This is a genomic window from Nocardiopsis protaetiae (genome assembly GCF_045446735.1).
Taxonomy (GTDB): domain Bacteria; phylum Actinomycetota; class Actinomycetes; order Streptosporangiales; family Streptosporangiaceae; genus Nocardiopsis; species Nocardiopsis protaetiae.
The window spans coordinates 55,935-69,396 of record NZ_JBJJBV010000001.1 but is presented as its reverse complement, the minus strand read 5'-3'; the positions used below and the strand labels follow the sequence as shown (position 1 = coordinate 69,396).

Genomic DNA, 13,462 nt, shown 5'->3' with positions numbered 1-13,462 from the left:
ACGGCGTGTGCCGGTCGGCCCGCAGGCGGCCCCGCACACGCCCATGGAGCAGAACAGGCCGGCATCGCGTCATCCCCGGTACCGGAGGGACCCTCAGGGGAGTCGATCACCATGGCGGCGGACCAACTCCGTTACCACCCGTCTTTCACCATTCGCCGATCTCCCGTGCCCGGCACGGCGGACCGCCTTCCGTTCCCCGGCGCGGACGCCCCACCGCCGCCACCGGCCGGACCGGACATACCGGCACCGGCACCGACCTCGGCCCTGGTCCCGACCCAGGTCTCGGCTCAGATCCCGAGCCAGGTCCCGACCTCGGCCACCGGCGCCGCGCAGGTCCCGCTCACCGACTCACGCCCGCTCACCGACCCGCGCCCTCTCGCCGCCGACCCGCCCCCGCTCATCCGCAACCGGGACTTCCAGGCCCTGTGGACCAGCCGGTTCTTCGCCGGGCTCGGCAAGGAGAGCGGCGAGGTCGCCTACCCGCTGCTGTGCCTCCTGCTCGCCGGGTCCGCGGCCCAAGCCGGGGCCATCGGCGCCGCCCAGGTGGTCACGACCATGATCGCCGCCGTCGTCGGCGGCTCGCTCGCCGACCGCTCCAACCGGCGCGTCGTCCTGCTCTGCTGCGACCTGGGGCGGCTCGTCCTGCTCGGCGCGTTCGGGACCGTGCTGCTCAGCGGCAACGTCACCTTCCCGGTCATCATCGCCGTCGCGGTGTGCTCCTCGGCGCTCATGGGCGTCTCCAACCCGGTGGCCATGGCCGCCATCAAGCAGCTGGTCCCCGCGCCGCAGGTGGCGGACGCCTCCGCCCAGAACCAGATCCGCTTCTTCAGCACCAGCGCCCTGGGCGCACCCGTCGCCGGGTTCCTGTTCAACCTCGGCCGGGCCTTCCCGTTCCTGGCCGAGGCACTGGCCTACCTGGTGTCGGCGACGCTGGTGCTGTTCATCCGGCGCCCCATGCAGGCGCCCGGGTACCGCACCCGCGAGCCGTGGACGCTGCGCGGCATGGTCGGCGGGTTCGTGTTCCTGGCCCGGCACCCCATCCTGCGGCCGATGCTGATGTGGATCGTCGGCTTCAACATCGCCTTCACCCAGACCGGGGCGTTCCTGGCGCTCATCGCCACCGCCGAGAGCCAGGGGGCGGGCCACCTCCAGATCGGCCTCACCGTGTCCCTCGCCGGGACCGGCGGGCTGGTCGGCGCGCTGCTGGCCGGGCCGGTCATCAAGCTGGTGCGGCCCTCGGCGACGTTCCTGGCCGCCGCCTGGTCGGCGCCGGTGTGCGCGCTCGCGCTGGTGATCGCGCCCAACCTGCTGTCGCTGGGCCTGCTGGTCGGGTGTGTGTTCGCGATCGTCCCGTGCGTGAACGCGGTGTTCTACGGCTACATCGCGGCGTCGGTCACCGACGAGTACCAGGGCCGGGTGCTGGGAGCGGTCACGTTCATGTGCCTGGTGTCCCAGCCGATCGGCATCCTGGGCGTGGGCCTGCTGTTCGACGCCGCCGGGTCCACCTGGGTTTTCCTGGCCATGGCCGCGGTGTCGGGGCTGGCCGCCCTGTTCAGCCTCTCCCCGGTGATGCGCGACCTGCCCCGGCCCGAGGACGTCACCGTCGAGTGAACGCCCCCGGGCCGCCGAGCCGTCGAGCCGCTGGCCGTCAGCCCCGGATGGGCATCGCCATGATCGGCTCGGAGGTGGGCTGCTCGGAACCGCCGAGCGGTTCGACGGTCACCGCCACCCCCTCGGTGTCGGCGCCCTGCGCCGCGGCCGGGATCGGGGCGACCACGCCCCGGTCGTCGACCGGCAGCACCCCGGCCGAGTACACGGAGCCGTCGGCCCGCGTGAACCACAGCTGGTAGTCCCCGTCCTCCAACGGTTCCAGGCCGTGGCCGCTGAACACCAGGCTGCCGTGCGCCTCGGAGTACACCGCCGCCACGAACACGCCCTCCATGGGCTCGGCGGCGGTGTACTCCGCGTCCGGGTCCGACAGCACCGCGGCCACCTGCCGCTCGTTCTCCTGGAGGACCCGGACACGCTGCGCCTGATCCCAGGCCACCGCGCCCAGCGCCACCGCCACCGCCAGGCAGGCGGCGATCGCCCAGGTCGATCCGCGCGTCCACCAGCGGCGGCCCGGCTCGGCCAGCCGGGCGGGCGGCGGGGCCAGCTGGCGGGTGCGCGCCACCTCGGCCAGCACCCGGGCGCGCAGTTCCGGCGGGGGTGTCGTCCGCGCGGCCTCGCCCAGCAGCGCGGTGGTCTCGGTGAACCCGCGCACCTCCTGCACACAGGAGTCGCACCGGGCCAGGTGGTCCTCGAACCGGACCGACTCCTCCGGTGTCAGCGCGTTCAGGGCGTAGGCGCCCGACAGTGTGTGCGGGTCCTGCCGCAGTCTCCGGCTCACCACTCCACCCCCAGGCAGTCGCGCAACCGGATCAGGCCGTCGCGCATCCGCGTCTTGATCGTGCCCAGCGGAGTGGACAGAAGTCTCGCCACTTCACGGTAGGTGTAACCGCCGTAGTAGGCCAGTCGCACCGACTGCTTCTGGAGCTCGGTGAGGGTGTCCAGACAGCGCCGTACCCGCTCCCGCTCCAGCCGGTCGGTGACCTCCTCGGCGACCTCGTCGAAGGGGCGGTCCGCCTCGGCGGCCGCCGCCCGCGCCTCCCGGTCGGCGCCGACCTGCTCCGACCGCACCCGGTCCACCGCGCGGCGGTGGGCGAGGGTCATCAGCCAGGCCCGCGGGGTCCCGCGCCGCCCGTCGTAGCGGCAGGCGGTGCGCCACACCTCCACCATGACCTCCTGGGTGACCTCCTCGGACTGGGCCGGGTCGCGCAGCACCCGGCGCACCAGCCCGTACACCGAGGGGACCACTCGGTCGTACACCTCCCCGAACGCGTCCTCGTCGCCGCGCGCCACCCGGCCCAGCAGGTCGGCGAGGCTGTGTTCGGGCTCGGGTACCGCGCCCGGTTCCGGGCCCACAGCCCGGGGGCCGTGCGGGCGCGCCGCGTCGTGGTCCATCCGGTCCTCCCTGCCGCGTTGGCGGGCCGCGCCGATCGGCGCGGCCCCGGGTCGCCCGGACGGCCCGGCTCTTCGCTCGCGGACCGCCCGGGACTTGTGCCGACTACTCCGGCATCAGCACGGTGTCGACGATGTACACGGTGGCGTTGGCGGTCTGGACGTTGCCGCAGACGACCTTGGAGTCGTCGTTGACGGTGAAGTCCTCACCGGCGCCCTCGGTGGTCACGTCCCCGCCCTGGAGCGAGGTGAAGGTCCCGTCCTCCAGGTCGGCGGGCGCGTGGCGGCCCTCCACCACGTGGTAGGTGAGCACCTCGGTGAGCTGCTCCTGGTCGGCGAGCAGCGCCTCCAGGTCCTCCTGCGGGATCTTCTCGAAGGCGTTGTTGGAGGGCGCGAACACGGTGATGTCCTCCGCCGAGTTCAGCGTGTCCCCCAGGTCGGCCTCGGTGACCGCGGTGACCAGCGTGGACAGCACCGGGTTGTTGGAGGCGGCGGTGGCCACCGGCTCCTGGGCCATGCCCTCGAAGCTGCCGGCCCCGTCCTCGGGGACCGCCGCACAGCCCGGGCCGAAGTTCTCGCCCGCGGTCTCGGTCATCCCCTCGCCGTTGCCGTTGTCCATGCCCTGGTCGGTGCCCTCCTCGGTCGCCGCGCCCTCGGTGGTGGCGTCGTCCCCCGACATGTCCCCGCAGGCGGTCAGCCCCAGGGCCAGGGCGGCGGCGGTCGCGATCATGCTCGTGCGGATCATCTTTATCTCCTTGGACTCTTCTTTTCTTGAAAACCATGGGATCGGTGGTGAAGTCGTGTGGCGTGTCGGGCCTCAGGTCGCGGTGAACGCGATGCGGTGCCACCCGGTGGCGCCGCTCGGGATGGGTTCGGCGCGTTCGGAGGTCTGCACGTAGCCGGTGGCGTCGGTGGCGCGCACCTCCACGTCGTGGCGGCCGGGTTCGACGGAGACCTCGGCGACCCACTGGACCCAGGTGTCGATGCCGGGGACCTTCGCGAGTTCGGCATCGGCCCAGGGGCCGTCGTCGACGCGGATCTCGACCGCGTCGATGCCGGTGTGCTGGGCCCAGGCCACCCCGGCCAGGACGACCTCGCCGGCCCCGACCCGGGCCAGCGGTGCGGGCACGTCGATGCGCGACATGGTGTGGATCGGGGCCTTGACGGCCCAGTCGCGCTGGGCCCAGTAGGCGAGTTCGTCGGAGAACCGGGTGAGCTTGAGGTCGGTGACCCACTTGGTGGCGCTCACGAACCCGTACAGGCCCGGGACCACGGTGCGGACGGGGAAGCCGTGCTCGTGGGGGAGCGGTTCGCCGTTCATGCCGACGGCGAGCAGTGCGTCGCGGCCGTCCATGACGACCTCGGTGGGGGTGCCGCAGGTCCAGCCGTCGTGGGAGGTGGCGAGGATCTGGTCGGCGTCGGCGCGGACCCCGGCCCGGCGCAGCAGGTCGGCCAGGGGGTACCCGAGCCAGCGGGCGTTGCCCGCCAGGTCTCCGCCGACCTGGTTGGACACGCAGGTCAGCGTGATGTCGGCCTCGACCAGCGGCAGGTCCAGGAGCTCGTCCATGGTGATCTCGAAGGGGCGGTCGACCAGCCCGTGGACCCGCAGCCGCCACCGGTCCGCGTTCGGGCGGGGAACGGTGAGCGCGGTGTCGATCCGGTAGAAGTCGCGGTTGGGCGTGACGAACGGGGTCAGCCCCGGAACCCCCAGCTCGGTCGCCGCGGGCAGGGCGGGCAGCGGCCGCGCCGCCGCGGGCAGGACCACGGACTCCCGGCCGCCCGCGCCGCCGAGCCACCCCGGGACCAGGCGGGACAGGGCGCCGGCGGCCCCCGCCCCGGCGGCGACCCCCAGGGAGGTCAGCACGAACGCGCGCCGCCCCGGCCGGTGCTCGATCACGCCCGCCCCCGCGGGCGCGATCTCGCCGCCGGGGTCCTCCCCGGCGGGCCGGACACGGCGGGCGGCGCGCAGCAGCACCGCCAGGCACAGGACGCCGACGGCCACGGCGGCGAGGACGGGGATCACGGCCCTCGTGTCCCCGCCGCGGCCGATGAACACCGCCGCGACGCCCGCCGCGCCGAACACCACCAGGCCCGCGTACCCCAGGGACGGCCGCCGCAGCGCGACCACCCCGAGGACGCCTCCTACTCCCAGGAGGGTGATGACGATGCCCGAGACCAGCACGATCTTGTCGGCGGTCCCGAACAGCGCGATCGCCAGCTTGGCCAGCGGCTGGGGTGTGTTGTCGACGACGGCGTCGCCGACGGCGACCACGGGGGAAGGTGTTCCCAGGAGTGCGGCGACCAGTTCTCCGGCGGCCCCGCAGGCCACCACGGTCAGCACTCCCGCGCACGACCCGAGGAGGAGCCGCCCTCTCGTTCGGCTCCGGTCCCCGGTGTCCTGCGTTCTCGTGGTCACGTGGGGTATTCGGAGCCGGACGGGGAGCGGATGGGTCTCCGGACGGATTTTTTTCGGGCGGGTTCTCCGGGGGCGGCTACTCGGCGGTGAACCTCAGGTAGTGCCGGCCCTCGGCGCCGTCGGGGATGGTCTCCACCTCGACGTGCGACTGGGTGAACCCGGTGGCGTCGGTGGCGCGGACCTCCAGCGCGTGCATGCCGGGTCCGACGACGACCTCGGTGACCCACTGGACCCAGGTGTCGATGCCGGGGACCCGGGCGAGCTCGGCGGGCTGCCACGCGCCCTTGTCCAGGCGGACCTCGACCGCGTCGATGCCGGTGTGCTGGGCCCAGGCCACCCCGGCGACGGTCACCTCCCCGGCGGGGACCCGGGTGAAGTCGCCGGGGACGTCGATGCGCGACATGGTCTTGATCGGGCCGCGCTCGGCCCAGCCGCGGTCGGCCCAGTAGGCGCTGGCGTCGGCGAACCGGGTGAGCTCGATGTCGGTGACCCACTTGGTGGCGCTGACGTAGCCGTACAGGCCGGGGACGACGACACGGACGGGGAAGCCGTGCTCATGGGGAAGGGGGCGGCCGTTCATGCCGATGGCCAGGAGGGCGTCGCGGCCGTCCATGACGACCTCGGTGGGGGTGCCGCAGGTCCAGCCGTCGTGGGAGGTGGCGAGGATCTGGTCGGCGTCGGCGTGCACCCCCGCACGCCGTAAAAGCTCGGCGAGGGGGTACCCGAGCCAGCGGGCGTTGCCGACGAGGGAGCCGCCGACCGGGTTGGACACGCAGGTCAGGGTGACGTCGGCCTCGACCAGGGGCAGGTCGAGGAGCTCGGCCAGGTCGATCTCGAAGGGGCGGTCGACCATGCCGTGCACCCGCAGCCGCCACCGGTCGGAGTCGAGCCGGGGGACGGTGAGCGCGGTGTCGATCCGGTAGAAGTCGTCGTTGGGCGTGAAGAAGGGGGAGAGCCCGGGCACCCCGAGGTCCGTGCCGGGTGCGAGCGCCGGCAGCGCGTCGGCCGCCGCGGGCAGCCGCAGCGCGTCGGGCCCGCCGGTCCGCCGCAGCGCCGACGGCAGCCACAGCCCGGCCCCGCCCGCCACCGCCCCCGCCGCGATCACCCCCGCCGACGCCACCACCGCCCGCCTGTCCGGCCCAGCCGTTCCGCCGGCCCCTGCCGCCCCACCCGTCTCGGGTGCCTCAGCCACAGTCGCCCCATCGGCACCAGAACCCCCGGACATCCCGCTGGTTCCAGAGGTCCCAGGGGGCGCGGGCGCGGGGAGGGTACGGCGGAGGAAGGTCAGGGCCAGGGCTCCGGCCAGCGCGGCCGCCAGGACGGGGAGCGTGGCGCCCGGGTCGTCGGTGCGGCGGAGCCAGGCGGCGGCCAGGCCCATCAGCGCGACCGCGCCCAGGATCGTGTACCCCGCGGCCGGGCGGCGCAGGGCGAGCGTGCCCGCGGCGCCGGCCACCGCGGCCAGCACCAGCAGGATTCCGGTGACCAGCACCGCCTTGTCGGCCGGGCCGAACACCGCGATCGCCCACGCCACCAGCCCGAACGGGCTGTGGTCCACCACCGCGTCGGCCACCACCGTCACCGGCGGCGACACCCCCAGCAGCGCGGCCGTCGGCTGCGCGGCGCCCAGCGCGGCGGCGGCCGTCGCCAGGCCGATGAGCGGACCCGCGGAACGGTGCCGGACGGAAGCTGCCATAGCAGTAAGAATCGCCCATCCCCCGGCCCCGGCGCCAGGTCCGGCGGACTTTCCGCCCGTTGTGGGGCACCGCGGTCGGTTCGACTCCGTGAGTGCAGGAGGATATTCCCCGTACGTCGTCTCCCCAACGATCGGAGTTCCCCCACATGGTGCGGAAGACGCCCCTCGCCGCGGCCGCGCTCATGGTCTCGGGCAGCCTCCTGCTCAGTGGCTGCACGATCACCGCGGACATATCGGACTGGTGGTCCGAGACGTTCGGGAACGCGTCAGGCCCCCCCGAGGTCAGGGAGGAGTTCCCCTACGTCCGGGAGGGGCGCATCTTCCAGGACACCGGCCAGGACACCGAGATGCGCTTCGCCGTCACCGGCCTGGAGCGCACCGACGAGTACACCGTCATGTACTACGAGATCACCTATCTCGACGACTTCGACGGCCCCAACCGCAACCTCAGCATGGCCCACACCCTCGTCGACCCCCTGACCGGGCGCGTCTACCGGCAGTTCCTCGACGAGAACGGCCTCAAGTACGGTTCCGAGAGCCCCAACCAGGACGGCCTCTACCCCGTCCACGACGACGTCACCAACGAGTACGTCCGCTACTTCCCGCGCATTCCCGACGAGGTCAAGCAGGTCACCTTCGTCGGCAGCGGCCTGGGCGCCATGACCGGCATCCCCGTCCAGGACGTCGAGGAGGAGCGCCCCGACCCGGAGAGCCCCAACGGCCCCGACCACCTCTCGCTCGACAACCCGCCGCCGCGCGGGGAGAACCTCACCTTCGTCAACCGGCGCCCGGACGAGAACGCCGTCGCCGACGAGGGCTGGGTGCAGAGCTTCGTCGACTCCGAGATCGCCTCCACCACCCGTGACGGCGACCGCGAGATCATCTCCCTGCACTCCGACGTCATGTTCGAGTTCGACCGCTCCGACCTGACCGAGGAGGCCGAGGGCGTCGTCCGCCGGGCCGCCACCTCCCTGGCCGCCAACGTCGACCCCGACGAGCCGGTCATCACGGTCATCGGCCACACCGACGGCATCGGCGACGACTCCTACAACGACCGCCTGTCGGTGCAGCGCGCCGAGAGCGTCCGCGACCTGCTGGCCGAGGAGCTCGGCCCGGGCTACGACCTGGAGGTGGAGGGCCGCGGCAAGCGGGAGCCCATCGCCCGCGAGGGCGGCCCCGACGACGAGCAGGCCCGCGCCCGCAACCGGCGCGTGGAGTTCTCGTACGTCTTCAACACCGATGTCGAGACGACGGAGGACGAGGAGTACGACGACGACGGCCTCAACACCGCCCAGCGCAACGTCACCTGGCCCGCGCCCTACGACGACGACCCGGGTTCGGTGGTGGCCGAGAGCGAGCAGGACGGCATCCGCCTGGAGATCTACCCGCTGCGCCGGGACGGCGCCTACGTGATCGGCACGGTCGCGTTCACCAACATCACCGGTGAGCCGCTGATGCCGGAGCTGGGCGGCTCGGAGGTGGTGGCCGGCGGACCGGAGCAGTTCAGCAAGGGCACCCTGGGCGGTTTCCAGCTGTTCGAGCCGGAGAGCGGCCTCGTGCGGTACGTGGCGCAGATGGACTTCGGCGAGGGCCGCTACAGCAGCTTCGCCGAGGAGGTGCACGTCCTCCAGCCGGGCAACACCTACAACCTGGTGGCGGTGTTCCCGGCCCCGGCGACGAGCGTGGAGGAGCTGACCCTGCGCGCCGGGCCGTTCGGTGAGTTCGAGGAGATCCCGGTCGAGTACTAGAAGTACTGGATCGGGGCGGGCCCGGCAGGGCACGCGAGGGGGTCGCCGGTATCGCACCGGCGGCCCCCTTTTCTGTGCCTGTTCCGTGCCTGTTTTCTGTGCCTGCGGTACTCCGTTCGGTGATCACGAAGCCGTAACCATGCGCGAAAACCCCAACTGCTACCTTTTCCGCGCGATCTACGGATAACGGTGGTCCCCTTGGCGACGAAGGTGGTGTCCCGCGATGAGCGGTGGAACCGGTGCGAATCCGAACGAGGCGCGGCAGGGCGGTGAGGACGCCGAGGCGCTGGCCACGGCGATGGCCGGGCTGGCCGACGCGTTCGACCTGACGGTCGACGACGCGATCCGGGTGGCGGGCGAGGAGGACGTGGAGGCCGGGTGGCGGTCCTTCCGCGAGCGCCACCTCCAGGGGTTCGTGGACGTGCAGACGCACGGGTTGCGGCTGGCCGACAACATCCAGGCGGGGGCGAGCGAGGTCGCCCTCAACGACCTGGAGAGCTCCGAGGAGCTCGCCGACGTCACCCACCACGTGCCGCCCGGCCTGGGCAACGTCAACTTCTACTGACCCCGGTCCCCTGACCTTGGTCCCCTCCCCCTGATCCCGGCCTCCTCCCCCCGTCCCCGCTCCTTCTGAGGAACCCCCGTGGCTTCTTTCGACCTCTCCCTCACCCTGCGCACCACCGACGCGATCCCCGCCCTCGTCCGGGCCCGGACCACCGACTTCGAGGAGCTGGACGCCCGTGTCCTGGGCGACTCCGAGGACCTCCAGTCGACCCTGGACGGCGCCGCCGGGCAGTTCACCAGCATCCTGGCCTGGGACATCAGCGGCCTGGCCGCCGAGGACCGGCAGCTGTGGGTGGACGCCGCCGTCGCGCTGACCTACGCGGCCAAGGTCAGCGACATGTGGGCCGACCACGTGGAGGAGTTCCGCGACGGCCGCGAGGAGCTGGTGGAGGAGTGGAACACCGCCGTCACCAACTGCGAGGGGCGGGTCCCGGCCAAGTACGCCTCCAGCCACATCACGGCGACCTACCCCGAGGGCGGCTGGTTCTGGACCGACGAGGACACCTGCCGGGACCTGTACGACGAGCTGGTGGCCAAGCGCACCAGCATCCAGGGGCGGTTCGACACCCTGTGGAACACCTACCAGGAGCACGCCGAGGAGATCGGCGACATGCTGGAACAGGGCGCCACCAAGGTCAACGTGCAGCGGCTCATCGACGGCGGGTACGCGAACTGGGCGTTCTACAACCTCGACCCGGGCACGTACACGATGCTCGTCGACCAGCGCGACCTCACCGAGGAGAACGCCCGGGAGTGGTCCACCGAGCTGGCTGCCTACTGGTCCGGTGACAAGCCGCTGGACGACCGCTACGACGAGCTGATGCTCATGATCGCGATGATCGGCACCAACGCCAAGCAGGCCCAGAACACCGGCAGCGGGTTCCGCTCCGAGGAGATCGACTTCCTGGAGGCGTTCTACACCAACCTGGAGCTGGAGGGCGGCGGCCACTACACGGGCGTCCTGTCCGTCCCGCAGTGGATGGACGGCGACCACATGAGCGGGGAGGAGCGCGCCCACGCGCTGGGGGTGCTCGGCGACGGGCTGCTCACCCTCTCCGACGAGGACCTGGGCGGCGGATACGAGCTGCTGCCGCAGAGCGTGCGCCGGGCCGCCGAGGGGCCGTTCCTGTACTCCACCGGCGAGGACGAGATGCCCTACCACCTGGTCACCTACCAGGAGGACGCGCGGGCGCTGTCGCAGCTGCTCCGGTACACCGACGACGAACTCCAGGGCGGCGACGCGTTCTCCACCAACCTCACCCTGGGCGCGGGCGCGTACATGCACTACTGGGGCGTCGAGGGCGAGAACGGCTGGGTGGTGTCGGAGGAGCTGGCCCCGCTGGTGGAGGTCGGCACCCGCAACGAGGACGCCAACCACTACGTCCTCACCGGCGAGTACCCGGGCGGCCGCGAGAGCATCCCGGGCCTGCCCGAGCTCGCCCCGCACGAGCGCACCAACGCGGTGGAGGGCCTGCTCACCTACGACTGGCACGACGACGGGGCCACCGCGCGCGGGCTCATCGACTGGGTGGCCGAGGACGCGCTCAGCGAGGACGCCGCGGTCCGCGACCGCGCGGGGACGGCCGCCGCGGGGTTCGTCGAGCTGGTCACCACGGCCGACATGCAGGAGGCGCTCACCGACACCGGCGTCGACGTGGGGGACAGCAAGGACGCCTCGTTCACCGAGTTCAACCCCGAGCTAGCGGACGCGTTCGCCGGGGTCTTCGACTCCTACATCGTGAGCTTCGCCGAGAGCGCCATCGAGGACGGCGGCGACAACGACGCGCTCATCACCGGTGTGGGCGACTACAACCCCAAGACCGGCGCCTTCAACATCGGCATCCAGGAACGGGCCGCGTACATGCAGTACCTGATGGGCGACGAGGCGGCCGCCACCCGGGTCATCAACTCCGCGGCGGCGTACGAGTACGCGGCGACCGAGTTCTACATCGCGACCGGGGACACCGAGCTCGCCGCCCGCGGCCCCGCCACCCTGCACTCCCTCATCGAGCTGGGCATCTCCATGGAGCTCGACGACCGGGTCGGCGACGACAAGACCGCGCAGGAGCGCCGGGAGGAGCTGTACGGGTTCGCCCTGGGCGAGGCGGGCAACCTGGCGGAGAAGATCCCGGTCATGGGGGCCTTCATCAACAAGGGCCTGGACCTGGGCTCGGACGCCATCGTCGAGCATCTGGCGGCGTCCGACGTGGAGATCACCCCGAACGTGCCCAGCCACGGGAACGAGAGCGAGGAGGCGCGCCGGGTGAACCAGCAGGTGGAGTTCCTCGCGCACATCCTGACCTCGGGGAACGAGGCGGTGGTCCAGGGGCCGGGACCGGAGCGGCTCCGGGAGCTGGAGGAGTACGGCATCGTCTCCTACCGGGAGGACGGATCGATCCGGGTCGAGACCGACCGCGGCAAGTGGAACGTGACGAACGAGCCGGGCGGCGGCGCGGACGAGGCCGCCAACGCCCTGCACGCGGCCCTGAACGGCACCCAGATCGACCCGTCGAACCGGGAGCAGACGAACGGCAACACGATGTACAACGAGTTCGCGACCCCCTACAACACCCGTTATGACCTGGTGCAGGAGGAAGGGCGCCGGGGAGGCGAGGACGACTGATGACCTATCGATCGTGGTGGGGTGCGCGGGCCCCGCGCCTGGTGTCGGCCGTCGGCGCGCTGCTGCTCGTCGGCGCGTGCGCACCGGGGGGCGGGGAGGCGGAGGCGCCCGCGGGGACCGACGCGCCCGCGGAGGCCGAGGCCTCGGGCGGCCCGAACGCGGAGTGGGTGCTGCGGACCGTGCGGACGCTCACGCTGGAGCGCATGTTCGCCGAGCAGGACCCGGACCCGGTCACCGTCCAGGCGGGGGACCGGCCGGGGGAGGTGCTGGCCGAGGCCGGTGTCCTGGTCGAGGACGGGAACGGGGACGAGAACGGGGAGGGAGCCGGTGAGGGCGAGGGGGTCCGGGTGGAGACCGACCCGGACCTGTGGTCCGCCTCGCTCGGGGAAGGGCTGAGCGGTGACGGCCCCCTGCTCCAGGAGGTGGACCAGGCCCTGGCGGACTTCCTGCGGGAGAACGCGGTGACCTGGTGCGGCCCCGAGGTGCCCGGTGACATCTTCGTCGCCTCCTACCCGGGTGCGGAGGGCGGGGCCTTCGCGACGCACGAGGAGTACCGGGCGGACATCGCCGACTACGTCGACTGCGGTGACGGGAGTTCGTGAACGGGCCTCCCGGGGACGGGCCGTGGGGAGGCCGTTCGGCTGCTGGTGGCGATGGCGCGCCGCGTGCTGCTCGCGGGCGGTCGACGGCGGTCCCCGGGGGCGTGCGGTCAGGTCGGGCGTGGGGAGTGCGCGGTGCGTCCCGGGGAGGCCTGCGCGGTGACGGCGGCGAGCACGGCGTCGGCGGTCGCCTCGGGGGTGCGGGAGGCGTCGACGGGGAGTTCCGCGAGGTGGAGGCGGTCGACCTCGGCTCGCATGAGCTCCTGGAAGCGCAGGGCGCGGGCGAGGAAAACCTCGATGAGGTGCCGCTCCCGCGGGGTGGCGCCGGGGTGGCCGGAGTCGGTGTACATGCGCTCGCGCAGCAGGTCGTCGGCGGCGGTGAACCACACGGCGCCCGTGCGCGGGGCGGCCAGGCCCGCGACCCGGGTCGGCCACAGCGCCGACCCCTCCAGCACCAGGCCGGGGCCGTCACCGGCGGCGTGTTCGGCGACGATCTCCTCGATGCGCGGCCACAGGCGTTCGTAGTGGGCGAGGACGGAGCCGATCAGCTCGTCCAGGGGCAGGGTGCCGTAGTGCTCGGAGACGTGGGGCGGGACCTCGCGATCCGGTGTCCGCCACGGGCGTCCGGGGTGCCGGGCCAGGCGGTCGGTGGTGGCGTGGGAGAAGCCGAGCCGCGCGGCGAGCGTTCGCGCCGCGGTGGACTTGCCGGTGTGGGACGTGCCGCCGATGAGGATCACCCGGATGCCGCGCATGCCTTCGACCCTAATCCGCCGGGGTTTTCGAGATTTGGGGTATCGGCAGTGAAGGGGCGGCTGGCTA

At 72.6% G+C, this 13,462-nt stretch carries 11 protein-coding genes; 5 read left to right on the top strand and 6 right to left on the bottom strand.

Annotation, left to right across the window (positions count from 1 at the left end):
* Positions 1 to 399: 399 nt before the first annotated feature.
* Complete coding sequence (locus tag ACJOT3_RS00305) at positions 400 to 1,611, top strand: MFS transporter (protein WP_406967502.1); 1,212 nt, start codon at positions 400 to 402, stop codon at positions 1,609 to 1,611.
* Positions 1,612 to 1,648: 37 nt separating this feature from the next.
* Here ACJOT3_RS00305 and ACJOT3_RS00300 read toward each other — a convergent pair whose 3' ends face one another.
* The 5 genes from ACJOT3_RS00300 to ACJOT3_RS00280 all read right to left on the bottom strand — a co-directional run bounded on the left by ACJOT3_RS00300 (position 1,649) and on the right by ACJOT3_RS00280 (position 7,109).
* On the bottom strand, positions 1,649 to 2,389 hold the full coding sequence (locus tag ACJOT3_RS00300) for an anti-sigma factor (protein WP_406967454.1): 741 nt from the start codon (positions 2,387 to 2,389) through the stop codon (positions 1,649 to 1,651).
* Positions 2,386 to 3,003, bottom strand: a complete 618-nt coding sequence (gene sigK, locus ACJOT3_RS00295; RefSeq protein WP_406967452.1) for an ECF RNA polymerase sigma factor SigK — start codon at positions 3,001 to 3,003, stop codon at positions 2,386 to 2,388. Before sigK ends, ACJOT3_RS00300 begins: the two co-directional genes overlap by 4 nt.
* A gap of 103 nt (positions 3,004 to 3,106) precedes the next feature.
* The gene (locus tag ACJOT3_RS00290) at positions 3,107 to 3,745 is read right to left on the bottom strand and encodes a fasciclin domain-containing protein (RefSeq protein ID WP_406967450.1); all 639 of its coding nucleotides are present in this window, start codon (positions 3,743 to 3,745) and stop codon (positions 3,107 to 3,109) included.
* Positions 3,746 to 3,817: 72 nt separating this feature from the next.
* The gene (locus ACJOT3_RS00285; RefSeq protein ID WP_406967500.1) at positions 3,818 to 5,425 is read right to left on the bottom strand and encodes a molybdopterin-dependent oxidoreductase; all 1,608 of its coding nucleotides are present in this window, start codon (positions 5,423 to 5,425) and stop codon (positions 3,818 to 3,820) included.
* 67 nt (positions 5,426 to 5,492) lie between these two features.
* Complete coding sequence (locus tag ACJOT3_RS00280) at positions 5,493 to 7,109, bottom strand: molybdopterin-dependent oxidoreductase (protein WP_406967448.1); 1,617 nt, start codon at positions 7,107 to 7,109, stop codon at positions 5,493 to 5,495.
* Between the two features lie 146 nt (positions 7,110 to 7,255).
* Between ACJOT3_RS00280 and ACJOT3_RS00275 the strand changes: the two genes are divergently transcribed.
* From ACJOT3_RS00275 to ACJOT3_RS00260, 4 genes are all read left to right on the top strand, one after another.
* Positions 7,256 to 8,857, top strand: coding sequence for an OmpA family protein (locus ACJOT3_RS00275; RefSeq protein ID WP_406967446.1), 1,602 nt, complete (start codon positions 7,256 to 7,258; stop codon positions 8,855 to 8,857).
* Between the two features lie 223 nt (positions 8,858 to 9,080).
* Complete coding sequence (locus ACJOT3_RS00270; RefSeq protein WP_406967444.1) at positions 9,081 to 9,422, top strand: hypothetical protein; 342 nt, start codon at positions 9,081 to 9,083, stop codon at positions 9,420 to 9,422.
* A gap of 78 nt (positions 9,423 to 9,500) precedes the next feature.
* On the top strand, positions 9,501 to 12,044 hold the full coding sequence (locus ACJOT3_RS00265) for a TPR repeat domain-containing protein (protein WP_406967442.1): 2,544 nt from the start codon (positions 9,501 to 9,503) through the stop codon (positions 12,042 to 12,044).
* Complete coding sequence (locus tag ACJOT3_RS00260) at positions 12,044 to 12,646, top strand: hypothetical protein (RefSeq protein ID WP_406967440.1); 603 nt, start codon at positions 12,044 to 12,046, stop codon at positions 12,644 to 12,646. Before ACJOT3_RS00265 ends, ACJOT3_RS00260 begins: the two co-directional genes overlap by 1 nt.
* 107 nt (positions 12,647 to 12,753) lie before the next feature.
* Here ACJOT3_RS00260 and ACJOT3_RS00255 read toward each other — a convergent pair whose 3' ends face one another.
* Complete coding sequence (locus tag ACJOT3_RS00255; RefSeq protein ID WP_406967438.1) at positions 12,754 to 13,395, bottom strand: hypothetical protein; 642 nt, start codon at positions 13,393 to 13,395, stop codon at positions 12,754 to 12,756.
* Between the last annotated feature and the right edge of the window lie 67 nt (positions 13,396 to 13,462).

Bases quoted from the DNA above. Each gene is read 5' to 3' on its own strand.
- ACJOT3_RS00290 (WP_406967450.1), bottom strand. From the start codon at position 3,745: ATGATCCGCACGAGCATGATCGCGACCGCCGCCGCCCTGGCCCTGGGG.
- ACJOT3_RS00280 (WP_406967448.1), bottom strand. From the start codon at position 7,109: ATGGCAGCTTCCGTCCGGCACCGTTCCGCGGGTCCGCTCATCGGCCTG.
- ACJOT3_RS00255 (WP_406967438.1), bottom strand. From the start codon at position 13,395: ATGCGCGGCATCCGGGTGATCCTCATCGGCGGCACGTCCCACACCGGC.
- ACJOT3_RS00275 (WP_406967446.1), top strand. From the start codon at position 7,256: ATGGTGCGGAAGACGCCCCTCGCCGCGGCCGCGCTCATGGTCTCGGGC.
- ACJOT3_RS00270 (WP_406967444.1), top strand. From the start codon at position 9,081: ATGAGCGGTGGAACCGGTGCGAATCCGAACGAGGCGCGGCAGGGCGGT.
- sigK (WP_406967452.1), bottom strand. From the start codon at position 3,003: ATGGACCACGACGCGGCGCGCCCGCACGGCCCCCGGGCTGTGGGCCCG.
- ACJOT3_RS00260 (WP_406967440.1), top strand. From the start codon at position 12,044: ATGACCTATCGATCGTGGTGGGGTGCGCGGGCCCCGCGCCTGGTGTCG.